Source organism: Pseudarthrobacter sulfonivorans (assembly GCF_024391045.1).
GTDB lineage: Bacteria > Actinomycetota > Actinomycetes > Actinomycetales > Micrococcaceae > Arthrobacter > Arthrobacter sulfonivorans_B.
On sequence record NZ_JANFCZ010000008.1, the window covers coordinates 55,285 to 77,544 of the forward strand.

The following is a 22,260-nucleotide window of genomic DNA, read 5'->3' on the forward strand; positions in this document are numbered from 1 at the left end:
AAAGCTTAGCCGCGCAGGGCGTCAGGCCCCGAGTCGGGAATGCCGCCCTGGAAGGGAGCATCCTCCGGAACACCCTGTGGGTGCGGGGGCTGGGCATCCAACGGCTCATCGAGGCGGGCCTTCTTGGCTTCCTCCTGCGCCTCCCGCTCAGCCCGTTCCTGGCGGGACTCCACGGGGCCGGCGAACTGGACCGGCCGGGTTTCCTTGGACAGCCACACTTCGCGGAAGTCACGCTTGCGAATGTTACTGAAGATGTCCGCGATCTCGGCCTGGTTCAGGGTTTCCCGTTCCAGGAGTTCCAGGGCCAGCTGGTCCAGCACGTCGCGGTTTTCGGTGAGGATCGCGTAGGCCTCGTCGTGTGCCTGGTCGATCAGGCGGCGGACTTCCTCATCCACAACGTAGGCGATCTGGTCCGAGTAGTTACGCTCGTGGCCGGCATCGCGGCCCAGGAAGGGCTCGCCTCCGCCCTGGCCCAGGCGCACCGCGCCAACCCGCTCACTCATGCCGTATTCGGTGACCATCTTGCGGGCCGTGGCGGTGGCTTTTTCGATGTCGTTGGAGGCGCCGGTCGAGGGGTCGTGGAAGACGATTTCTTCCGCGACGCGGCCGCCCATGGCGTAGGCCATCTGGTCCAGGAGCTCGTTGCGGGTCACGGAGTACTTGTCGTTATCCGGCACCACCATGGTGTAGCCCAGGGCGCGGCCGCGGGGCAGGATGGTGATCTTGGTGACCGGTGCGGAGTTCCGCAAGGCCGCCGCCACCAGTGCGTGGCCGCCCTCGTGGTAGGCGGTGATTTTGCGTTCGTGTTCCTTCATGACGCGGCTGCGCTTCTGTGGGCCGGCCATCACACGGTCGATGGCCTCGTCCAGGGCGCGGTCGTCAATGAGGTTGGCGTTGGAACGCGCGGTCAGCAGCGCGGCCTCGTTGAGCACGTTGGCGAGGTCGGCGCCGGTGTAGCCGGGCGTCTTCTTGGCCACGGCTTTGAGGTCGACGCCGGGTGCCATCGGCTTGCCCTTGGCGTGGACCTGCAGGATCTGGTCGCGGCCGATCAGGTCCGGCGCCTCAACCGTGATCTGGCGGTCGAACCGGCCCGGCCGGAGCAGCGCCGGGTCCAGGACGTCCGGGCGGTTGGTGGCCGCGATCAGGATGACGTTGGTCTTGACGTCGAAGCCATCCATCTCAACCAGCAGCTGGTTGAGGGTCTGCTCGCGTTCGTCGTTGCCGCCGCCGATGCCGGCGCCGCGGTGGCGTCCGACGGCGTCGATCTCGTCCACGAAGATGATGGCCGGCGAGTTGGCCTTGGCCTGCTCAAAGAGGTCACGGACACGGGATGCGCCCACGCCGACGAACATCTCCACAAAGTCGGAGCCGGAGATGCTGAAGAACGGTACCCCGGCCTCGCCGGCGACGGCGCGGGCCAGGAGGGTCTTGCCGGTGCCGGGAGGGCCGTACAGCAGAACGCCCTTCGGGATTTTGGCGCCCACGGCCTGGAATTTGGCCGGTTCCTGCAGGAACTCCTTGATTTCCTGGAGCTCCTCGACTGCTTCGTCGGCGCCGGCAACGTCGTGGAAGGTCACCTGGGGCATGTCCTTGTTGACCATCTTGGCCTTGGACTTGCCGAACTGCATGATCTTCGAACCGCCGCCCTGCATGCGGGTCATCAGGAACCAGAACAGCGCGCCGAGGAGGATCACGGGGATCAACAGCGACAGCAGGCCGGAGAACCAGTTGCTCTCGATCGGCTGGTCGGTGTAGCCGTTGGCGGGCTTGGCGTCGGTGACGGCCTTGACGACGTCGGACGCGCGGGCGTCGACATAAAAGAACTGGACACTCTTGCCCTTGTCCTGGCCATCAACGCTGTAGTTGTCCTTCAGGACCAGGTCAACACGGTTTTCGCCGTCGAAAATCTTTGCCTGTTCAACCTTGCCGTTCGCGGCGAGGAGCTCAAGGCCCTTGTCGGTGTCGATCCGTGCCGCGCCGCCGGGAGCGAGCGTTGCAAAGGCCACGAGGAGCATGGCGATCACAACGACGATCCAGATGCCCGGGCCCTTGAAGAAACTCTTAGCTTTCATCTGTTCGGGGGCTGGCCCCGTCCCTCCTGGTAGTGCTGCACGGCGAGTGGTCTACGCGCGTGTGGTGCTGCATCAGCTACTAGCTATACACCGTCCGGAGTAATTCACGCACGGTACCGGCTAAAAGTTCCCTCTGGGCGTAGCATCGTCCGGGCGCGGCGCCCCCGGTTCGCCTGCGGTGGCGCCCTCAATGGCGTCCATCAGGTTCCGGGCGGCGCGGACGGCCAGCTCCGCGGGTTCAGCGCTTTCGCCAGCTTCCGCGGCCACCACCATCACCGGAATACTGCCGGGGTTGCCCAGCTTAAGCTGCCGGGGGCGCAAGGGCGCGTAGAGGATACCGTCCACACGGCGCGCCAGGAGGGACCCGACGTCGGCCGCTCTTTCGTCTGGACCCGCCGACCCGGGGGTGCTGATGACCAGGATGTTGTAGCCGCGGGCACGGGCGGCCTGGTCGGCCCCGAACATGATCTGGCCGGCGTTCGGGTTGGCCCCGGAGTCTTCGATGACCAGCCCCAGCAGGGCTGTCCGGCTGGTCCGCAGAGCCCGGGCAACAGTGTTTGGTCCGTATCCCAGCTGCCCGGCCACGGACCTGACCCGTTCCCGGGTCTCCGAGCTGATCCGGGCCGACGCCACCTCGTTCAGGGCCTGCGAAACAGTAGTGGCCGAGACCCCTGCGGCCGCCGCCACTTCCTTGATGCCAATGGTTTTGCCGCCGCTGTTCGCGCTGCCCAAGAGGTCCCCTAGCTCGCTTAAACGCCGCGAGATGGCACTTCACGGCAATGTTCAGTCTAAGGACTGCCGTGAAGTGCCATCTCGGCGGAAGAGTGTTTACTCGTAGACGTGCGGGGCGAGGGTGCCCACGAAGTCCAGGTTGCGGTACTTCTCGGCGTAGTCCAGGCCATAGCCCACCACGAACTCGTTGGGGATGTCGTAGCCGACGTACTTGACGTCGATTTCCACCTTGGCGGCCGTGGGCTTGCGGAAGGCCGTGCAGATCTCCACGGATGCCGTGCCGCGGGATTCGAGGTTGGTCTTGAGCCAGGAGAGCGTCAGGCCGGAGTCGATGATGTCTTCAACGATCAGGACGTCCTTGCCCATCAGATCGGTGTCGAGGTCCTTGAGGATGCGGACCACGCCGGAGGACTGGGTGCCCGAGCCGTAGGAGGACACAGCCATCCAGTCCATCGACACGTGGCTGTGGAGTGCGCGGGCGAGGTCTGCCATGACCATCACCGCGCCCTTGAGTACGCCGACAACGAGGATTTCACGGCCTTCGTAGTCCTTGTCGATCTCGGCAGCGAGCTCGGTGATGCGCTGCTGGATCTGTTCCTTGGTGTAAAGAACGTGCTTGAGATCTGCCTGGACGTCGTTTGAATCCACCAATGGCTCCTGTGTAGATGCGGGGTGCGACTAATTTTGGGGCGGTTTTTGAGGCCGGAATACTAGCTTCCCACAGCGGACGGCCCCGCGGGGAACGGAAGTGCCGCCGTCGGGCGCCTCTACGGGCCCGGTCCGCCGGCCGGCGGCGTCCAGCTGGGCCAGTGACAGCCGGTAAACGCTCACGCCGCCGGGCAACTCTACGGGACCGGCCGAACCCTGCCGCCGCAGCAGCGCTTCCGCGGCCAAAAGACGCTGATAGCTGGGTTGTTGACCTCCGACGGCGGCCGCTGCCTTCGCGATGACGCGGAACCTGATAGCCGGGGAAAGCTGGGCGAGGGCATCCTCGGGAAGGCTGATTTCCGGGCCGGACAGGTGCGCCAAATCGGAATATGTGCGTTCCGCCACGTCCTCCAGATAGTCCGCATCCAGCTGCAGGATGGACGCCGTCCGGGCCAGCGATTCGGCCACACCGGGGCCGAGCTTTTCCTCCAGGAGCGGGAGCACTTCGACCCGGGTTCGGGAGCGGGCAAAGGCGGGATCGGAATTGCTGGGATCGTGCCAGGGGTTCAGTTCCTCGACATGGCAGATCTCCAGGGTGTCTTCGCGGCGCAAGCCCAGGAAGGGCCGGAGCAGCAGGCCCCGGGCAGGCCGCATTCCAGCCAGCGAACGGGTGCCGGAACCGCGCGCCAGGCCCAGGAGGACCTGTTCGGCCTGGTCGTCCAGCGTGTGGCCGAGCAGGATGGCGGTGGCTCCCTGTTCCTTGGCCGCGGCCTCGAGTGCCGCGTGCCGGGCGTCCCGGGCGGCGGCCTCCGGACCCATGCCCGTGGGCGCCACGTCAACGGTGCGGACCTCTACCGGGGCGAGCCCGAGTCCCCTCAGCGCGGCGGCGGCGGCCTCAGCCACGTGTGCCGAGCCCTCCTGCAGCTGGTGGTCCACCACCACGGCGCCCACGGTGACGCGGTGCCCGTCAACATGGCCCCGGCGGGCGAAGTACGCGGCGACGGCAGCGAGCGCCAGCGAATCGGGGCCACCGCTGCAGGCCACGAGCACGTGGGCCGGATAGCCCGCCTCGGCCAGGGCGTTCTGCAGCATTTTGCGCGCTTTGCCGACGACGGGCGCCAACCTGCCGGGCCGCCGTCGTCCGCTGGAAGCGTGCGGCGGGTGGGGGGAAACCGGCACCTACAGGCCCATCCGGTCAACCCACAGCTTGGGCTCGTGGATTTCCGGCTCGGTGGGCAGGTTGTCCGCGGATTCCCAGACCCGGTTGAAGCCTTGCATCCCGGCGACGTCCACCACGGCGCGGACAAACTTGGCGCCGTCGGAGTACTGACGCATCTTGGCGTCCAGGCCCAGCAGGCTGCGGATGAACTTCTCCACCACTCCGCGGTCCTTGCCGCGGTCGGTGAAGCGCTGCCGGATGGTCTTGACGGACGGGATGATGCTGGCGTCCACGGCGTCCATCACCACGTTCGCGTGTCCCTCCAGCAGGCTCATCACCGCGGTCAGGTGTGAGAGGGATGCCTTCTCCTCGGGGTTCTGGAGCAGGTCCAGGATGGCGCCGCGGCCGGGAGCGTTGCCCGCCGCGGTCCGGTCCTTGAGGGACCGGGCCGCGGCCGAGGCACGTTCCATGAGCGAGTCCACATTGCCCAGCAGGTGGCCGCTGAGGTTGTCGATCTCGGACAGCATGTGGTGCCGGAGCCAGGGTGCGGCGGCGAACTGGACACGGTGGGTCTGTTCGTGGAGGCAGACCCACAGCCGGAAATCCTCGGGTGTGACGTTCAGTTCCCGCTCCACGGAAACGATGTTGGGAGCCACCAGCAGCAGCCTGCCACCGGCCGGCGCCTTGGAACCTTCGGCGAGCGCGGCAAAGGGATCGTACTGGCCCAGGACCTTGCTGGACAGGAAGGCCAGGACCGCGCCGAGCTGGCTGCCGGTGATGGCGCCGCTGACACTGGCCGTGGCGGGACTGACTGATCCGCGCCGGCTTTCAAGCATTTTTTCCATGGCGGGCTTGAGCATGACGGCGAAACTCTGGGTGTTGGCCTTGGCCCAGTTGGCCCGGTCCACCACCAGGACGGTGGAGTCCCGGAGGTCGCGTGCGGCTTCGAGGCCGGTGATCTCGTGGACGTGCGGGACGGAGGCATCCGCGAGGCTGCGCAGGCTGTCCACGGCGTCGTTGATTTCCGCCGTGCCGAGCGTTGGTCCCGCGGAAGCCAGCCGCGCCGCGGTTGATGCGGCCAGGTCCCAGTTGATCAGGGCCTGGGCCGGGTTGGATGATGCCGGTGCTGACGAATCACGTGCAGTGGACTCCATCTCCCCATCAGATCACAGCCGACGCCGGATGGTCCTTAAGTTCGCTGACCGGCGAACCCTGGCCGGCAGGCTGCGTCGGCACCTTCGTCAGACACGGCACCGTCATTGGCGACGGCCCCGTCAGCGGCCACGGCCCCACCTACCGGCAGCCGCACGCGGCCAGTGCGGACGCGGCCCGGTCCACGGCCTCGCGGTTCCCGGCTGCGCCAGGCGTCAGCCCGTTGCCGACGAAGGAGAAAACCAGCAACCGCCCGTCGGCGTCCACCACATACCCGCTGAGCGCGATGACCGTGTTAAGCGTCCCGGTCTTGGCCCGGACCAGGCCCGCGCCGCGGGACGTTGCCGCATCCGTGTAGCGGGCGTCCAGGGTTCCGGACAGCCCGGCTACCGGAAATCCTTCCAGCGCTGCACGCAGCCGGCCATCCGTTCCGGTGGTGATGGCACGCACCACCTCGGCCAACTGCCGGGCGGAGGCCTGGTTCCCGATGGCCAGTCCGGACACGTCCGCGAACCGCATGGCGGGTGTGGCGATGCCTAGTTCCGTGAGCTGGGCGCGGACCGCGGCCCTGGCGCCGTCGTTGCTCGCGGGCTCCCCCGCCGCCGCGGCAGCCATCCGGCCCAGGGTTTCGGCCAGGTAGTTGTCGGAGGTCTGCAGCATCAGGCCCACCTGTTCCCCCACGGTGGCGGACTGGACCTCCGCCAGCACCGCGCTGCCTGCGGTTCCGGAATCGCCACCGGGCGTCGTGGAACGACCAACGCCGGCCGCTACCGTGAGTCCGGCAGCGGCGCCCGCCGCTTTGAGCTGCCCTGCGAACGCCTCCGCTGCGGAGACGGCCGAGTCCTGGGGGCGCGGGCCCGTGGTGACGGCAGGGTTGTAGCGTGCCGAGTTCAGCGCCAGCGGGTACAGCGGCGCCACTTCGCCCGCGGCGACATCGCCGTCGGCCCAGGCCGGGTTCAGGGCAGGTCCGGTGAAGAGGGAATCGTCCACCAGAACCGTCAGTTCGCCGGTGGTTCCCCGGGCCTGGAGGGCTGCCACCGTGGCGGCAGCCAGCGTGGCCAGTCCGGCGTGGCCCATCACCCGGTCCGGCGCGGACTCACCTGCGCCGAGGAGTACGTCGCCCCCGCCGGTGAGCACCACCTGGTTTGCACCGGATCCGGCCAGGACCCGGGTGGCGAAGCGGTGGTCCGGTCCGAGCATACGCAGTGCGGCCACCGCGGTGAACAGCTTCATGTTGGAGGCGGGAATCCGGTTCTCCGCACCGCCGCGGTCATAAAGGACACCGCCGGTGAGCGCATCCTGGACGAGCCCCGTGAAGTTGCCGTCGCCGTCGGCCTTTAACAGGGTGTCCAACTGGGCGGAAACTGCTGCCGGCAGCGGCACCGGCGCGCTGTCCGTGAGCGGGGACAGGCCCTGCCGGGCGGAGAGTGTGGCCGGGGGCAACTGCCAGGCTGGCGTAGCGGGCGCGGCGGCCGGTTCCTGTCCGATGAAGCCGGGCGCCACCATCACCGCAGCGGGAACGGCGAGCGCCAGGAGCATGGCCAGCAGCGCGGCGAGGGGCCAGATGCGCCGCACGCTGCCGCGGGTGCGGGTGCGGTTCAAAAAGGAGCTGGCTGCCGTCCGGAACCCTGCGGGGGGCGATGTGTGCTTCATGCTGCTGCTGGTCCTCAAGTCCTGAAATTTCCCCGCAAGTTCCTGAAACCTGGGCCTCTCGCTATATCCTCAATAATAGTCGGCGGCACCGACACTCCTTTGTGGTTCGTCTCTAGTGCCGCGAACCCCTGCAATTGCCGAGGAGCATTCCCATGAAGCATGACGTGACCATCGAGATCCCCAGGGGATCACGCGTCAAGTACGAAGTTGACCACGAGACCGGCCGCGTCCGCCTGGACCGCGTCCTCTTCACCTCCATGCAGTACCCCACGCACTATGGATTCTTCGAGAACACCCTGGGCGAGGACGGCGACCCGCTGGACGCCCTGGTGCTCCTTCAGGACTTCGACCTGCACCCCGGTGTCATCGTTGAGTCCCGCCCCATCGGCGTTTTCAACATGACCGACGACGGCGGCGGCGACGCCAAGGTGCTGTGCGTTCCCGTTGACGCCCGCTTCGACCACATCCAGGAAGTCAGCGACGTCAGCGAATACCTGATCAAGGAGATCGAACACTTCTTCACGCGTTACAAGGACCTGGAGCCGGGCAAGTGGGTCAAGGCTGAGGGCTGGGGCGACCGCGCCGCCGCCGAGGCTGAGCTGGAAGCCTCCATCAAGCGTTACGTGCCGGCCGCGCACTAGCGTTCTGCCGGAGGGCCGCCTTGGTGCGGCCTGCGCCGCAAATCCCCGCTTCCTGGACAAATCCCCGCGTTATGCGAGGGGGAATTGTCCGGGAGGCGGGGATTTTCCGTTGCACAGCCTGCGGGGAACTGTGGAATCGTTGGCTTGTGAGTTCCGAGCCTTCGTTTGCCCCTCCTTATTTTGGCCCTTCTTATTTTGAACCGCCGTGCGGGCCCGTGGTCGGCTGGCAGGACGGTGCGGTGGTGCGGGCCACCGGCATCCCGTATGCCACCGCGGGCCGTTTCCAGCCACCCGCGGCTGCGCCCGGCTGGACCGAGCCCTTCGCGGCAACCACCCTCGCGCCGGCCTGCCCGCAGGGTCCCGTCCCCTTCCTCGACGACGTCCTGGGTACCCGTTACGGCGAGCTTCCCGGCAGCGAGGACTGCCAGCGCCTGTCCATCACCATCCCGGCCGGGATTGCCGACGACGAACGGGTTCCGGTCATGGTGTGGCTGCACGGCGGCTCCTACACGTCCGGCTCCGGTGACCTGGCGATCTTCGATGCCGCCTCCCTCGTGGCGGAGAACCGGGTCATCGTGGTGTCCGTGACCTACCGGCTGGGCCTGTTCGGGTACCTGGCCACCGGGACGGGCCGGCCGGCCAACCTGGGCCTGCTGGACCAGTTGGAAGCGTTCCGCTGGGTGCAGCGCAACATCGCCGCGTTCGGCGGGGATCCGGCGCGGGTCACGGCGTTTGGCCAGTCAGCCGGCGGCGACTCCGTCGCCCACCTGATGGCGACGCCCGAGGCGCCTTCATTGTTCCAGCGGGCCATCATTCAAAGTGCGCCGCTGGGCATCACCCGCGGCCGGCACAAGATGAGCCGCGCCATGGGCATCGCCGCCGAGGCCGTCACCGAAGACACCCCTGCCATGGAAGTTGTGGCCATCGAAGACCACGTATCCCAGGTCGCCCGGAAATACGGGCTGATAGCCGCCATGCCCTTCGGCACGCAGTACGGGCACGCCCCGCTGCCGCCGGAAGCCGACATCGAGGACGCCTGGAACGCCACCGCACCGGGCATCGAGGTGCTGATCGGGCATACGTCGGACGAAGCCCGGCTGTTCCTGCCCCGCAGCCGTTTTGTTAGCCAGCTCGGCAGCGTTCCGGTGCTGGGCAGCGCCGCGGTCAGGGCCATCAACTGGGCCGTCACCGAGGCGGTGTACGGGCGGGCGTCGCGGAAGTTCGCCCGCCGCCATGCCCGGGCCGGCGGCACGGCCCACAGCTATGTTCTCTCCTGGGGTGCGCCCGGCAACTTCTACCGGGCGGCCCACACGGTGGACCTGCCTCTACTCTTCGGAAACAAGCAGACCTGGGCCGCCGCCGGCCTCCTCACCGGCGCCAGCTGGGAGGAGATCGACGCCGTGGGCCGCAAGGTGCGGCGAATGTGGGCTTCGTTCGCCCGGGGTGACGGACTGGGCCCGGCGGGCGGTATTCCCGGTGCGCTGCAGTACCGGGCTGCCGCGTGAGGACGCTGGGAGTTGATCTCGCGGCGGCCGCCAAAAAGACGGCCGTTGCCGTGCTGAATTGGAATGCCGGGGCTGCCCGTTTGGAGCATCTGGCTCTCGGCGTGGAAGACGAGGAGATCGTGCAGCTCTTCGGCACGAGTTCGATGACCGGCGTCGACTGCCCGGTTGGCTGGCCGGATGCCTTCCTGCCGTTCCTCACAGGCCACCTGAATCTGGACGCAGATGCCGTCCTGGGCCACGACGGCATTGAAGGCCGCCGCCTGCTGGCCTACCGGGACACGGACCGCTTCGTCACGGCGCACACCGGTCTGATCCCGCTCAGCGTCTCCGCCGACCGGCTCGCCCATCCGGCCATGCGGTGCGCCGTAATTCAGGCCAAGATCGCAGCTGAGTACGGGCCCCAGGCCAGGGATGGATCCGGCCGCTTGGCGGAGGTCTACCCTGCCGCGTCCCTCAAGACCTGGGGCCTCCTGGCCCGCGGCTATAAGGGCCGCGGCGGTCCCGAAGCGGATCGCCTTGGCGTGATCCTGGCGGACCTGAAGGAGGCGGCTCCGTGGCTGGACCTTACCGGTCACGAGGACCAACTGGTCGCCTCCGACGACCTCTTTGACGCAGTGATCGCCGCCTTGACCGCCCGCGCTGTAGCCGTTGGCCAGACTCTGCGCCCACCGGAAAGCCATGCCGCCGCGGCTCTGACCGAAGGCTGGATCCACGTGCCGGCCGGCGGGCTCGCCGGCCTGAGCGGTCCCTGATCTTACTTCCTAGTCCCATCGGCGCAACGCGGGGTCACTTTTGGTCCAATAAACCCCGATTTTCGGGCGAAAAGTGACCCCGCGTTGCTTTGGTTCAGGCTTTGAGCGTCCAGTTGCGGATCTCCGGGAGGTCCTCGCCTTCAGCACGGGTATGTTCCCGGGCGGCGATCCGCCGGTCCTGCAGGCTCTGGCGGAGCAGTGAGTGCTTCTCCGCCAGGCCCGGCACTCTGTCGATCGCGTCGATGGCCAGCTGGAACCGGTCAATCCCGTTCAGCATGGCCATGTCGAACGGTGTGGTGGTGGTCCCCTCTTCCTTATAGCCCCGGACGTGCAGGCCGCCGTGGTTGGTGCGCCGGTACGTCAGCCGGTGGATGAGGGCCGGGTAGCCGTGATAGGCGAAGATGATCGGCTTGTCCGGGGTAAAGATCCCGTCAAAGTCCGACGGCGGGAGGCCGTGCGGGTGCTCGCGGTCGTCCTGGAGCCGCATCAGGTCCACCACGTTGACCACGCGGACCTTCAGGCCAGGCGCCCCCTTGCGCAGTAGTTCGGCGGCAGCGACCGTCTCCACCGTGGGCACGTCGCCGGCGCATGCCAGCACCACGTCCGGGTCCTCCCCCGGCACCTCGGAGCCGGCAAACTCCCAGATCCCCAGGCCGCGGCGGCAGTGGTTGGCAGCGTCGGCCGGCCCAAGCCACGTGGGCGAGGGCTGCTTCCCGCTGACCACGATGTTCACGTAATCGGTCGACGCCAGGCATTGGTCCATGACGGACAGGAGGGTGTTCACATCCGGCGGCAGGTACACCCGGATGACTTCGGCCTTCTTGTTGACCGCGTGGTCGATGAAACCCGGATCCTGGTGCGAAAACCCGTTGTGGTCCTGCTGCCACACATGCGAGGAGAGCAGGTAGTTCAGGGAAGGAACAGGCTGCCGCCACGGCAGGTTCCGGTGGACCTTGAGCCACTTCGCATGCTGGTTGAACATCGAATCCACGATGTGGATGAACGCCTCATAGCAGCTGAACACCCCGTGCCGGCCAGTCAGCAGGTAGCCCTCCAGCCAGCCCTGGCACAGGTGCTCACTAAGCACCTCCAGCACCCGGCCGGACCGCGCGAGGTGCTCGTCGACGTCGTCAATCCGGTACTGCCACACCTTGTCGGTGACCTCGTAGACATCCTGGAGCCGGTTGGACGCCGTCTCATCGGGCCCGAACAGGCGGAAGTTCTCCATATTCAGTGCGATGACATCACGCATCCACGACCCGAGCGTGATCATGGGGCTGATCCGCTCGGTGCCCGGCTCCGGGACGGCGACGGCGTGGTCACGGTAGGCCGGCAGCCTCAGCGGTGTGCGCAGCAGGCCGCCGTTGGCGTGGGGCGTGGCGCTCATCCGCAGGGTCCCCGACGGCGCATTCACCGCGACGTCGGGCCGGAGGCGGCCGTCGGCGTCAAACAGTTCCTCGGACCGGTACGACTTAAGCCACTCGCCCAACTGCTTGAGGTGCTCCGCGTTGGTGCGGACCTCCGCGAGCGGGACCTGGTGGGCACGCCACGTGCCCTCCACCTGTTTCCCGTCCACCGTCCGCGGCCCGGTCCAACCTTTCGGCGAGCGCAGCACGATCATCGGCCAGCGCGGCGCGGTGCCGTCCGTCCGCGCGCCCGCGGCAGCGCCGCCGTCGTCCGTCCCCTCAGCCGCAGCCCCGCGGCGGCGGGATTCCTGGATGTCCCGGATCGCAGCGACGGAGTGGTCGAGGGTGGCCGCGAAGTCGCGGTGCGCCTTCGCGACGTCATCGGGATCGGACACGGTGACGAAGAACGGCTCATGCCCGTAGCCGCGGAGCAGCTGCTCCAACTGCGCCTCCGGCATGCGCGCCAGGACGGTGGGGTTCGCGATCTTGTAGCCGTTGAGGTGCAGGATGGGCAGCACGGCACCGTCGTGGACCGGATCGAGGAAGTTGTGAGAGTGCCAGCTCGCCGCTAGCGGACCCGTTTCCGCTTCGCCGTCGCCAATCACGACGGCGGTGATCAGCTTTGGATTGTCGAACACGGACCCGTACGCGTGGGCGAGCGCGTACCCCAGTTCGCCTCCTTCGCTGATGGATCCGGGGGTCTCCGGCGCCGCATGGCTGGGGATGCCGCCGGGGTAGGAGAACTGGCGGAACAGCTCGGCCAGGCCTGCCTCGTCCCGGCCGACGGCACCATAGATTTCGGAGTAGGTCCCTTCAAGCCAGGCGTTGGCCACCACCGCGGGGCCGCCGTGGCCCGGGCCGGCAACGAACAGCATCTCCTGCGCGTCCCGGCGGATGATGCGGTTCAGGTGGGCATAGACAAAGTTCAGCCCCGGCGTGGTGCCCCAGTGGCCGAGCAGGCGGGATTTGGTGTGCTCCGCGGCGAGGGGTTCCCGGAGCAGCGGGTTGGACCGGAGGTAGATCTGCCCCACTGAGAGATAGTTCGCGGCCCGCCACCAGCGGTCCACAAGTTCCAGGCCGTCCTGCGTCTCCTCGTCCTGTGTCATGTCGTCCTGCATCAAGTGGTCTTTCGGGCTGCCAGTCATGACCGTCCTCACGTCGCTGCGCGCCACTATGCAGCGGCCGTTCCACCATCGCAACATCTTTGGTTGCGCCGGCACAACCCCTTTGGCGGGGGGTTCGCGCAGTTGCCTCCTGCAGGCTACCTGCGGGTAGTCTGTTTTTCACATGTTCACGTTGACCATCAACCAAACCGATACCCGGCGCGACGGCGACCGCGTTCCTCAGCTGCTGAAGGACCTGCGGCACATACCTGCGCGCCTGGATTTCGACCGTTCGGTGGAAGACGAAGTCCAGGGAATCGTCGACTCGCCGCAGCAGGCTGTGGACGCGGCGTTGATAGCCCTGCGGTGCGGCTCCTGGTACGTCGGCCTGGGCGTGGGACCAGTTAATGAACCTCTGCCCAACCAGATCAAGGACGCCTCCGGGCACGGCCTGATCTATGCCCGGCGCGCTGTGGACAGGCTCCGCAACAGCAAGGAACGCATCCCGGTTGCCGTGGAAGGTCCGCTTGCCGACATTGCCCACGAAGCCGAAGCGGTCCTTCGGCTGCTTGGCCACATTGTCAGGGACCGGTCCGGAGCCGAGTGGCGGGTCCTTGACCTGATGACGCCGGGCGTCCGCGGGCAGCAGAAAGCCGTCGCCCACGAACTGGGAATCACCACGCAGGCCGTCAGCAAAGCCGTGGCCAGAGCCCAGTGGGCTGAGGAACACGCCGCCCGGCCGGCCGCCGCACGGTTGTTGTCGCTCATCCTTGAGGTTCGCTGAACGCACCCGTGCCGCAGGGGGCTGCGGGGCCGGGCCTGACCGCGGCTTGCACGATAGCCATGCCGGGACGGGCGGAAGCAGCCCTACGGCAGGAGGCTGAGCAACACGTGGGCAGCGCCGTCGTCGAACACTGACGCGGTGACCTCGTCCGCGGCGGCGATGACTTCCTTGGGGGCCTGTCCCATGGCCACACCCCGCCCCGCCCAGCCCAGCATTTCGATGTCGTTCCGGCCGTCGCCGATGGCCACCGTCCGGTGCGGCCCGGTCCCCAGCTGGCCGCGGAGCCGCTCCAATGCGCTGGCCTTGGTGACGCCGGCCGCGGCGATGTCCAGCCAGGCAGTCCAGCCGACGGAATAAGTGACGCCGGCCAGGCCGATCTCCTCAATGGTTTCGGAGAACTCCTCCGGCGTGTTTTCGGTGCTGTACACCACCAGGCGGACCGCGGTGGAGTCCAGGAGTGTCTGGAAGTCGACACCGATCGCCTCAACGCCGAAGCTGGCGTCGTGGAAGCGCTCAGTGGCGAGGAAGTTGCCGTCCTCGTCCTCTAGCGCGTACTTCGCGGTGGGCAGCCGGTCGCGGAGCGCCCGGAGAGCGGGGGCCGGATCGAAGGTGGATTTGTGGATGATTTCGTAGCCGTCCGCCACCTCCGGATCGAGCCGGAGAGTCACGCCGCCGTTGCAGCACACTGCGTAGCCGCTGGTGATGCCGAGCAGTTCGATGATGGGCAGGGTGGCATTCAGGGAGCGGCCGGTGGCGATCAGGACGTCGTGCCCCGCGGCCACCACGGCCTGGGCGGCTTCACGGACTGGGGCGGACATGTGGCCGTCGTGGTCCACCAGGGTGCCGTCCACGTCCAGGGCCACCATGAACTTGTTTTCGGTTGCGATCCGCTGGTCATCGGTGCCAGCGACTGTGGATTCAGTCAAAATAGTCATGCGTCAAGTAGACCAGAGACCCCCGAAACCGGCTAGGACGCAGGCCACAGCGCCTGGTGAACTCGCGGTTAATACTCACAGGTTATCCCCGCTGTGAGTGTTAACCTTCGGCCGCTTCGGCAGCCGTCGACCGCACGTTTCCGCCGAGCATGGACCCATGGCCACCGCTCCCCCTGCCCTGATACTCGCCAGCCGCAAGCGTGCCCTCACCGGAAGCAGCCGTAGCCTGAGCAGCTCATATACGAATGGTGAGATGGTCCGTGTCAGGGCGGGTGTGTATTTCAATAAGTCGGCCTGGCTCGCACTCAAGCCCTGGGCACGGTACTCGGCCACGGTGGCGGCAGTGGCGGCCACTGACCCCGCGATAGCTTTCTGCTACCTCACAGCCCTTCGGATCTGGCGGCTCCCGAGCCCTCGGGTTCCAGACCACGTCCATGCCCTCACGCCGACACCGCACAAAGCCGGCCGGCTCCCACCGACCACTTGTGCTGCCAAGGACCCGAAAACAGGTCTCACCGGACTCGAAACGGTGCGCAGCTATGGGCTGTTCCGGCATCACTGGAAAGCCGAAACTGTAGAGCGCCGCGGTTTCAGTGTCACCTCGCTCGTGCAGACCGTCCTTGATTGCGTTGTCCGGCTGGAGTTCCACCATGCCGTGGCCATCGTTGATGACGTAATGGGTAGCCGCCGCCCGGCGGGCGAAGTACTCACCCGCGCCGAGCTTGAGGAAGCGTCGGACTGCTTGGGGTCTGCTGCCAAGCGCCGCCGTTTTTTGGAAGTACTGGCATTCGCCGACGAGGCTTCCGAAAGCGTCGGGGAGTCACGCAGCCGTGCCCTTATCCACGTTTTGGGATTCCCTGCTCCGGCCCTGCAACATTCCTTTCACGACGATGACGGCTTTATCGGGCGGACTGACTTTTATTGGCGGGAACTCGGCATCATCGGGGAGTTCGACGGGGACGCCAAATATCTCGACGACGAGCTCTTGGGAGGGCGCACCACGCGCGAAGCCCTCCTTGCCGAAAAGAAGCGCGAGGACCGGCTGCGGGCCCTCGGATACACGGTCATCCGCTGGGACTGGAAAGACGCCAGCAGCCTGGAACGCCTGGAGCGGAAGCTCACGGCGGGCGGCCTCACACGCAGAAATCCCCGCCTCATGGACTAATCCCCCCGGCCTTACAGGGGGACCAGTCCACGAGGCGGGGACTACTCAGCGAATCGGCGCCGGAGCTTACAGGACCGGGAGGACCTCCATGCCGCCGAGGTACTTCTGCAGGGCGGCGGGGACGTTGACTGAGCCGTCGGCGTTCTGGTGGTGCTCCAGCAGCGCTACGATCCAACGGGTGGTGGCAAGGGTGCCGTTCAGGGTGGCCACGGCACGGGTGCCCTTGGCTACGCCCTCGTCATTGATAACGCGCTCACGGATGTTCAGGCGGCGGGCCTGGAAGGTGGTGCAGTTCGATGTGGAGGTGAGCTCACGGTAGGCGCCCTGGGTGGGAACCCAGGCTTCGCAGTCGAACTTCCGGGCGGCGGACATGCCGAGGTCCCCTGCCGCCGTGTCGATGACCCGGTAGGGCAGCTCGCACTTGGCCAGCATCTCCTCTTCCCACGCCAGAAGCCGCTCATGCTCGGCCGCGGCCTCTTCCACCGTGGTGTAGATGAACATCTCAACCTTGTTGAACTGGTGCACGCGGATGATGCCGCGGGTGTCCTTACCGTGCGAGCCGGCCTCGCGCCGGTAGCAGGAGCTCTGGCCGGCGAACCGGATGGGACCGGATGCGAGGTCCAGGATTTCGTCCGCGTGGTAACCGGCCAGGGCAACCTCGGAGGTCCCCACAAGGTAAAGGTCGTCCTCCGCGAGACGGTAGATCTCGGCGTCGTGCTTTACATCAAAACCGGTGCCCTGCATCGTCTCGGGGCGCACCAACGTGGGGGTGATCATGGGGATGAAGCCCGCCTCGATGGCCTGGTCCATCGCCATCTGAAGCAGCGCCATTTCCAGCCGCGCACCCACGCCGCGCAGGAAGTAGAAGCGGGAGCCGGAGACCTTCGCGCCGCGCTCCATGTCGATCGCACCGATCAGCTCACCAATTTCCAGGTGGTCTTTGGGCTCGAAATCGGGGAATTCGCGGGGCGTGCCCACGGTCTTGACCACAACGTAGTCGTCCTCGCCGCCCTCGGGAACTCCGTCTTCAATTAGGTTCGGGATGGACCGCAGCAGTTCGTCCTGCTTGGCCTGCACAGCGTCAGCCTCCGCGGACGCTGCCTTGACAGTGTTGGCCAGTTCCTTGACCTCGGCGAGAAGGGCTTTCTTCTCATCACCTTTGGCCTGCGCCACCTTCTTGCCGAAGACATTCTGCTCGGCGCGGAGATTTTCGTACCGGATCAGGGCAGCCCGCCGGGCGGAGTCCGCGGCGATGATCGCGTCCACCACTGATTCGTCGGCGCCGCGGGCGCGCTGGCTGGCACGGAACTTGTCCGGGTTTTCGCTGAGCTCTTTTACGTCGATCACCAGACAAGAGTATCTAATCCGGCGCGTGCAAGGCTGCGGGGCAAAAAGCGGAATGCGCGGCGCCGCGCCCGGGCTACTGTTGAAGCACCATGGACGACTGGCTTCTCTACCTCCTCAGCGCGGCAGCGTTGGCTTTCGCTGTCTCGAGTTGGTGGGGTGTGCGCAAGCTCAAGGCCCTGCACGTACGCAGTGCCGTCAATGAGGTCGCGCACGAGGCCGGCCTGAGCCACCAGCGCGTGGCCGTCATCCTCAACCCCGTCAAAGCACGCGCCGCCGAGGCGAAAGCCGCCATCCAGCGAGCCTGCCTGACAGCCGGTTGGGACGAACCCCTTTTTCTGGAGACGACGGCGGAGGATCCCGGCCATTCCCAGGCGAAGGCGGCGCTGGACTTCAAGGCCGACGTCGTCCTGGTGGGCGGCGGCGACGGTACGGTACGGGTGGTGGCCGAGTCCCTCGCGCACACCGATGTTGCCATGGGCATCATTCCGCTGGGGACCGGAAACCTGCTGGCCCGCAATGTTGACCTGGACGTCAACGATCTGCGCGCCAACATCCACACGGCGCTGTTCGGACAGCAGCGTTACATAGACACCGCCCGGATGGGTATCGAGAACTCCCGCACCGGCCACTCCTCCGGACATCTCTTCCTGGTGATCGCCGGGATCGGAATGGACGCGGAAATCCTGGCAGACACCAACGACGGGCTCAAGAAGGCAGTGGGCTGGCTCGCGTATACCGAGGCCGGCATGCGGCACTTGCCGGGCCGGCGGCGGAAAGTATCAGTCTCCCTGGATGAAAGCCCGGAACAAGTCCGGAACATCCGCAGTGTCCTGTTCGCCAACTGCGGTCTGGTGCCCGGCGGCATTGATTTCATCCCGGAAGCCATGATCGACGACGGCATGCTCGACGTGGTGGTCATGAGCCCGCGCAGCGCCTTCGGCTGGCTCGCCATGTACGGGAAAATCCTCTTCAAGCACAGGGGCAACCTCCCCATCATGACCATGTACCGGGCGGGGAAGATCATCATCAAGTGCCCGGAACCGATGCCAACCCAGATCGACGGCGACCCGTCCGGTCTGGCGACCAAGGTCACCGTCCAGGTGGCGCCCCGGTCGCTCCTGATCAGGGTGAAGGGTCAGCAGCCCTGAGCTGAGGCGGGCGTCATGCGGTGGCTTTCTTCGCGGCTTCCTCGGCTGCGGCCTTGGCGGCCCGCGCCTCAGACTGCTCGCGGATCATGGCCTGTTCCTCTTCGAAACGCAGGCGGTCGGCGCGGTCTGCTTCATCGCCGTCCCAGTCCTGGTTGTCTGCGGCCGGCTTGGGGTTAACAATCATGCCCTGGCCGTCATCGTCTGTGCTGCTGCTGGTATTCATGACATGCTCCCTTCGTTAGGGGCCGTCCCCCAAGTGGATCAAGCAAGCATACGCACAGTAACAATCCCGCGGAAGTACCCTTTCCTACGCTGTGGGCGAAGCTTCGGAAGCGGTTTCGGGCTCGATTGATGCACTGCCGAGAATTCCATTCACCCATTGATGCGCTGCACGGAATGCCTCGTCGGAGGTGTGCGCAGCAACGAGGACTTTCTGTGCATCCGCGCGGCCGTAGGATCCCAGGAACCGGGTGGCCGGGCTGATGCGGTGAAGTCCTGCGAGTGCATCGGCTACCCGGGCATCCCGGACATGGCCGTCAGCGTCGATGCTGAAGAAGTAGTGGCCCAGATACTGTCCGGTGGGCCGGGACTCGATCCGGCTGAGGTTCACTCCCCGGGTGGCAAACTGATCAAGGATTTCCATGAGCGCCCCCGGCCGGTCCTCGGGCAGCGGCACCACCACGGTGGTCTTGTCCGCTCCCGTCGGCTCAGGTAAGGCACCGGGCCGGCTCACCAGGATGAACCGCGTAACTGCGCCGGGATTATCCCCGATGTCCTCTGCAAGGACGCCGAGTCCGGGCTGTTCCTCAGCCACTATCGGCGCACAGATGGCGGCATCGTAGTGGGCGCCGTCCGCCAGCAGGCCCATGGCGGCGGCCGCCGTGGAGGAGCCCGGAACGTATTCCGCTCCAGGAATGTTCGCTTCAACCCACAGGCGGCATTGGGCCCATGCGTGGCCGTGGGTCGAGATGCGGCGGATGTCCGCGAGCGTCACCCCCGGGCGGGCCACCAGCACAAAACTAATGGGGACCAGCACTTCCCGGGTGATCCGGAGTTCCGGGCCACCCGCAATGGCGTCCAGAGTGGCCGTGACGCCGCCTTCCACGGAGTTCTCGATCGGGACCATGGCGGCATGCGCGGAACCGTTCCGGACCATGTCCAGCGCAGCATTAACATTGGAGGCCGGGACGCGGACGGCCTCCGCAGCCCCGGGCACCTGCATCAGCGCGGCTTCCGTGAAGGTTCCCTCGGGTCCGAGGAAGGTATAGATAGCGGCTGACGCGGGCATGGCATGGTCCTTCAGGGCGATGGATTCAGGGGGACCGCGGCTTAAAGCACCAGCGGCTTGAGCCCGTTATCGGACACCAGCGGCTTGCCCGACTCCAGCCATTGATCCATGCCGCCAGCGACATTAATGGCTGCGTAGCCCTTGCCGGTGAGCCACTGGGCAGCCCGGAAGGAGCGCCCGCCGGTCCGGCAGATGACGTACAGGTCCTGGTCCGGGTCCAGTTCCTCCAGGCGCGCGGGGAGCTGATCCAGTGGAATGTGCAGGGCGCCCTCGGCGTGGCCGGCCACCCATTCGTAGTCTTCGCGGACGTCCAGAATGGCCGCATCTTCCGGAACGTCACTAACAGGCACGGACTCGAAATCGCTCACGGGATCCCCTTTCGAATGACTATGGTCTCCTCCCAGCCTAGCGCCGGCCACCAGCCATCCTGGCCGGGAACGGTCAGGTTACGCTTCTACAAGATCCAAAGGAGGACCCTTGCCCGCTGAGCAGACCACCGGCTCCCTGAGCGACCTGCACAAAATGCCCGCAGTCCAACTGCGGGATTCCCTTCGCTCCGGGGAGCTCTCGGCCCGTGAAACGGCGGCCCACTTCCTGGCCCGCATCGCCGAGCGCAACCCCCTGCTGGGCGCCTTTATTACCGTCACCGCCGAACAGGCCATGGCCGATGCGGGCGCAGCCGATGACCGCTTTGCCCGGCTCCGGAAGAGTTCTGCAACCACTGCCGGCCCCAGCCTGGAGGGCCTGCCGCTCCTGCACGGCATGCCGCTGGCCTTCAAGGACCTGACCGATGTGGCGGGCGTGGTGACGACCCATGGCAGCGCGGCGCTGGAGCACAAACCTGCGCCCGCCGACGGGGCGCTGGCTGCAGTCCTGAAAGCTGCAGGTGTGATCTCGCTGGGCAAGACCCAGGTTCCCGAGTTCGGGCTGACGGCATACAGCGAAAACCGCATCGCTCCGCCGTCGCGCAATCCCCACGCCTCCAGCCGCAGTTCCGGCGGTTCCTCCGGCGGCAGCGCCGCCGCGGTGGCCGCGGGCCTGATCCCCTTTGCGCCAGGGAGCGACGGCGGCGGTTCCATTCGCATCCCGGCGGCGGCGTGCGGGTTGGTGGGACTCAAACCGGGCCGCGGGCTGGTGCCCTCGGGTGAGGGCGCGGCTGACGCCGCAGGGCTGGTGGTTGCCGGTCCCCTGGCCCGGAGTGCCGCCGACGCTGCCCTCCTGTTGGACGCGCTGGTGCCCGCCCCAAAAAGCGGCTACCTCGACGCCGTGGCCCAGGAACCGCGTCCGCTGCGGATCGGACTCAGCCTGGACAGCCCCTGGGCTGCTGCCTTCCCGTTCGCTCCTGAGCCGGAGGCACTGGCGGCGCTGCGGGCAGGCCGCGAAATGCTGGAACATGCCGGGCACACCGTGACCGAGGCCGGCATCCGCTACGACAACCGTTACCCCGACGCCTTCACGACGGCCTGGACCGCCGCCGTCGGAAACGCCCGGATCAGCCCGCAGCGCGAGGCGTCACTGACCCCGCTTACCAAAACGTTCCGCCGCCGGGCCCAGCAGCGCAGCGGGGCGAAGCTGGACGAATCGCTCGCGTTCCTCCGGCAGTTCACACGTGACACCATCACCCAGTACCGGGCCTGGGATCTCATGCTCATGCCGGCCCTGGCACAGACGCCGCGTCCGGTGGGATGGTTTACCGGCGCCACCCACGGGGACGGACGCTGGCCCGCCGCTGACTGGGCGGGGGACGCCGACGACGACTACCGCAGGCAGTGCGAATTCGCGCCGTGGTCCTCCATGGTGAACGTTTGCGGCCTGCCGGCGGTGACCGTGCCCGTGTACTGGACCGGCGGACAACCGGGTGAGGGCCTTCCGATGGGCATCCAACTGGTTGGTCCCGAGGGCTCCGAGTTACTCCTCCTGCAGGTGGCTGCACAGCTGGGATTCTGAAGTCGGGTTGAACAGCCGCAGAGTGTCGACTCTGAGGTCAAACGGGTGGACGATTAAGGGGCAGTCACCAAAAGGAGGCCTGTGATGTGCTATTCATCAAGCAAGGATTTCGGGTGGGGAACCAAGAAGGAAACCACTCGCGAACCTGAGACGCGCCAGCAGACACCGCCGGACCGTTCCGAGCCGCATTACACCGCTAAGGACTTCACTTTCTGGGCTTTCCCGCGCTGGCGGAAGACCCATGAATCCGAGGAACCTGCCGCTGCACGGACCAGCGAGAAAGTCTGACTCGTTGGCGAAGCCTGCTTGAAGAAAGGCCCCGCCCGGGGCCTTTCCCCTGCCCCGGCACGGCACCGCATGGCATTGCCGCGGCGCCAGCCCCGCCGGGAGCCGCCCGCACCACCGCAGTGAATCTGGAGGGAAACTCACATGCGCGGACACTACGTACACCAAGCATCCCTGTTAATGGCCACCGGATCCGATCCCGGGGCACCGGGTGCGGCCATCACCCTTGAACTATGCGGAAGCTGGGACCATGAACCGCCGTGCCCGCTGGCCCCGCATCACACAGGCCATTCCCGGGACGGCAACGAGGTCAGGCTCAGGGTGGTCTTCGCCGCCGAACCCGCCAGGGAAAACGAAGTCCGTCGCCGGATCGAAAAGGCCCTGGCCGGCGGGTCACTCACGGGCCCGGGCGGAGTGAAAACGAACTGGACGTTCCGTGACAGCGGGCCTGCCGTACTCAGCGACGCGGAACGGGAGCAGGCGGCCCGGATCGCCGCCAAGGCCCCGTCCGCGGAAACTTAGTCCCGCCGGAAACTTT

21 protein-coding genes are annotated in these 22,260 nt (G+C 66.8%); 9 read left to right on the forward strand and 12 right to left on the reverse strand.

Annotated features, from left to right (window positions below; genetic code table 11):
- Nucleotides 1–5 precede the first annotated feature (5 nt).
- The 6 genes from ftsH to dacB all read right to left on the reverse strand — a co-directional run bounded on the left by ftsH (nucleotide 6) and on the right by dacB (nucleotide 7,302).
- Nucleotides 6–2,072: an ATP-dependent zinc metalloprotease FtsH gene (gene ftsH, locus NQJ30_RS07430; protein WP_255769212.1), complete on the reverse strand. Its 2,067-nt coding sequence runs from the start codon at nucleotides 2,070–2,072 to the stop codon at nucleotides 6–8.
- 120 nt (nucleotides 2,073–2,192) lie between these two features.
- Nucleotides 2,193–2,804 carry a LacI family DNA-binding transcriptional regulator gene (locus NQJ30_RS07435; protein ID WP_255769213.1) on the reverse strand — a complete coding sequence of 204 codons (612 nt, stop codon included), beginning with the start codon at nucleotides 2,802–2,804 and terminating at the stop codon, nucleotides 2,193–2,195.
- A 96-nt stretch (nucleotides 2,805–2,900) separates the two neighbouring features.
- A complete protein-coding gene (gene hpt, locus NQJ30_RS07440) occupies nucleotides 2,901–3,452 on the reverse strand; it encodes a hypoxanthine phosphoribosyltransferase (protein WP_255769214.1) in 552 nt (183 codons plus the stop codon).
- 30 nt (nucleotides 3,453–3,482) lie between these two features.
- Nucleotides 3,483–4,544: a tRNA lysidine(34) synthetase TilS gene (tilS, locus tag NQJ30_RS07445; protein WP_255769215.1), complete on the reverse strand. Its 1,062-nt coding sequence runs from the start codon at nucleotides 4,542–4,544 to the stop codon at nucleotides 3,483–3,485.
- 87 nt (nucleotides 4,545–4,631) lie between these two features.
- Nucleotides 4,632–5,765 (reverse strand): zinc-dependent metalloprotease, encoded by a 1,134-nt coding sequence (locus NQJ30_RS07450; protein ID WP_255769216.1) that lies wholly within the window; start codon nucleotides 5,763–5,765, stop codon nucleotides 4,632–4,634.
- A gap of 139 nt (nucleotides 5,766–5,904) precedes the next feature.
- Nucleotides 5,905–7,302, reverse strand: a complete 1,398-nt coding sequence (gene dacB, locus NQJ30_RS07455; protein ID WP_255769299.1) for a D-alanyl-D-alanine carboxypeptidase/D-alanyl-D-alanine endopeptidase — start codon at nucleotides 7,300–7,302, stop codon at nucleotides 5,905–5,907.
- A 266-nt stretch (nucleotides 7,303–7,568) separates the two neighbouring features.
- On the opposite strand from dacB, the gene NQJ30_RS07460 reads away from it, so the two are divergent.
- From NQJ30_RS07460 to NQJ30_RS07470, 3 genes are all read left to right on the forward strand, one after another.
- On the forward strand, nucleotides 7,569–8,057 hold the full coding sequence (locus NQJ30_RS07460) for an inorganic diphosphatase (protein WP_255769217.1): 489 nt from the start codon (nucleotides 7,569–7,571) through the stop codon (nucleotides 8,055–8,057).
- A gap of 215 nt (nucleotides 8,058–8,272) precedes the next feature.
- The gene (locus NQJ30_RS07465) at nucleotides 8,273–9,562 is read left to right on the forward strand and encodes a carboxylesterase family protein (protein WP_255769218.1); all 1,290 of its coding nucleotides are present in this window, start codon (nucleotides 8,273–8,275) and stop codon (nucleotides 9,560–9,562) included.
- Nucleotides 9,559–10,314, forward strand: a complete 756-nt coding sequence (locus NQJ30_RS07470) for a DUF429 domain-containing protein (RefSeq protein ID WP_255769219.1) — start codon at nucleotides 9,559–9,561, stop codon at nucleotides 10,312–10,314. Before NQJ30_RS07465 ends, NQJ30_RS07470 begins: the two co-directional genes overlap by 4 nt.
- 94 nt (nucleotides 10,315–10,408) lie before the next feature.
- Here NQJ30_RS07470 and NQJ30_RS07475 read toward each other — a convergent pair whose 3' ends face one another.
- Entirely contained in the window at nucleotides 10,409–12,838 is a 2,430-nt protein-coding gene (locus tag NQJ30_RS07475) for a phosphoketolase family protein (RefSeq protein WP_255769300.1), read from the reverse strand.
- Between the two features lie 169 nt (nucleotides 12,839–13,007).
- Here NQJ30_RS07475 and NQJ30_RS07480 point away from each other — a divergent pair, with 169 nt between their 5' ends.
- Nucleotides 13,008–13,607: a hypothetical protein gene (locus NQJ30_RS07480; protein WP_255769220.1), complete on the forward strand. Its 600-nt coding sequence runs from the start codon at nucleotides 13,008–13,010 to the stop codon at nucleotides 13,605–13,607.
- A gap of 83 nt (nucleotides 13,608–13,690) precedes the next feature.
- Here NQJ30_RS07480 and NQJ30_RS07485 read toward each other — a convergent pair whose 3' ends face one another.
- Entirely contained in the window at nucleotides 13,691–14,542 is an 852-nt protein-coding gene (locus tag NQJ30_RS07485) for an HAD family hydrolase (protein ID WP_255769222.1), read from the reverse strand.
- A 157-nt stretch (nucleotides 14,543–14,699) separates the two neighbouring features.
- On the opposite strand from NQJ30_RS07485, the gene NQJ30_RS07490 reads away from it, so the two are divergent.
- Nucleotides 14,700–15,707: an endonuclease domain-containing protein gene (locus NQJ30_RS07490; protein ID WP_255769223.1), complete on the forward strand. Its 1,008-nt coding sequence runs from the start codon at nucleotides 14,700–14,702 to the stop codon at nucleotides 15,705–15,707.
- Nucleotides 15,708–15,773: 66 nt separating this feature from the next.
- Here NQJ30_RS07490 and serS read toward each other — a convergent pair whose 3' ends face one another.
- Nucleotides 15,774–17,054 carry a serine--tRNA ligase gene (gene serS, locus NQJ30_RS07495; protein ID WP_255769224.1) on the reverse strand — a complete coding sequence of 427 codons (1,281 nt, stop codon included), beginning with the start codon at nucleotides 17,052–17,054 and terminating at the stop codon, nucleotides 15,774–15,776.
- Nucleotides 17,055–17,143: 89 nt separating this feature from the next.
- On the opposite strand from serS, the gene NQJ30_RS07500 reads away from it, so the two are divergent.
- The gene (locus NQJ30_RS07500; protein WP_255769226.1) at nucleotides 17,144–18,202 is read left to right on the forward strand and encodes a diacylglycerol/lipid kinase family protein; all 1,059 of its coding nucleotides are present in this window, start codon (nucleotides 17,144–17,146) and stop codon (nucleotides 18,200–18,202) included.
- Nucleotides 18,203–18,215: 13 nt separating this feature from the next.
- On the opposite strand, the gene NQJ30_RS07505 is transcribed toward NQJ30_RS07500, so the two are convergent.
- From NQJ30_RS07505 to NQJ30_RS07515, 3 genes are all read right to left on the reverse strand, one after another.
- Nucleotides 18,216–18,425, reverse strand: a complete 210-nt coding sequence (locus NQJ30_RS07505; protein WP_255769227.1) for a hypothetical protein — start codon at nucleotides 18,423–18,425, stop codon at nucleotides 18,216–18,218.
- A gap of 84 nt (nucleotides 18,426–18,509) precedes the next feature.
- Nucleotides 18,510–19,490 carry a prephenate dehydratase gene (pheA, locus tag NQJ30_RS07510; protein WP_255769228.1) on the reverse strand — a complete coding sequence of 327 codons (981 nt, stop codon included), beginning with the start codon at nucleotides 19,488–19,490 and terminating at the stop codon, nucleotides 18,510–18,512.
- Between the two features lie 41 nt (nucleotides 19,491–19,531).
- Nucleotides 19,532–19,858: a rhodanese-like domain-containing protein gene (locus NQJ30_RS07515; RefSeq protein WP_255769229.1), complete on the reverse strand. Its 327-nt coding sequence runs from the start codon at nucleotides 19,856–19,858 to the stop codon at nucleotides 19,532–19,534.
- Between the two features lie 154 nt (nucleotides 19,859–20,012).
- Between NQJ30_RS07515 and NQJ30_RS07520 the strand changes: the two genes are divergently transcribed.
- The 3 genes from NQJ30_RS07520 to NQJ30_RS07530 all read left to right on the forward strand — a co-directional run bounded on the left by NQJ30_RS07520 (nucleotide 20,013) and on the right by NQJ30_RS07530 (nucleotide 22,244).
- Nucleotides 20,013–21,437 carry an amidase gene (locus NQJ30_RS07520; protein WP_374113231.1) on the forward strand — a complete coding sequence of 475 codons (1,425 nt, stop codon included), beginning with the start codon at nucleotides 20,013–20,015 and terminating at the stop codon, nucleotides 21,435–21,437.
- A gap of 84 nt (nucleotides 21,438–21,521) precedes the next feature.
- Nucleotides 21,522–21,725 (forward strand): hypothetical protein, encoded by a 204-nt coding sequence (locus NQJ30_RS07525; protein WP_255769230.1) that lies wholly within the window; start codon nucleotides 21,522–21,524, stop codon nucleotides 21,723–21,725.
- Nucleotides 21,726–21,902: 177 nt separating this feature from the next.
- Entirely contained in the window at nucleotides 21,903–22,244 is a 342-nt protein-coding gene (locus tag NQJ30_RS07530; protein WP_255769231.1) for a hypothetical protein, read from the forward strand.
- Nucleotides 22,245–22,260 lie beyond the last annotated feature (16 nt).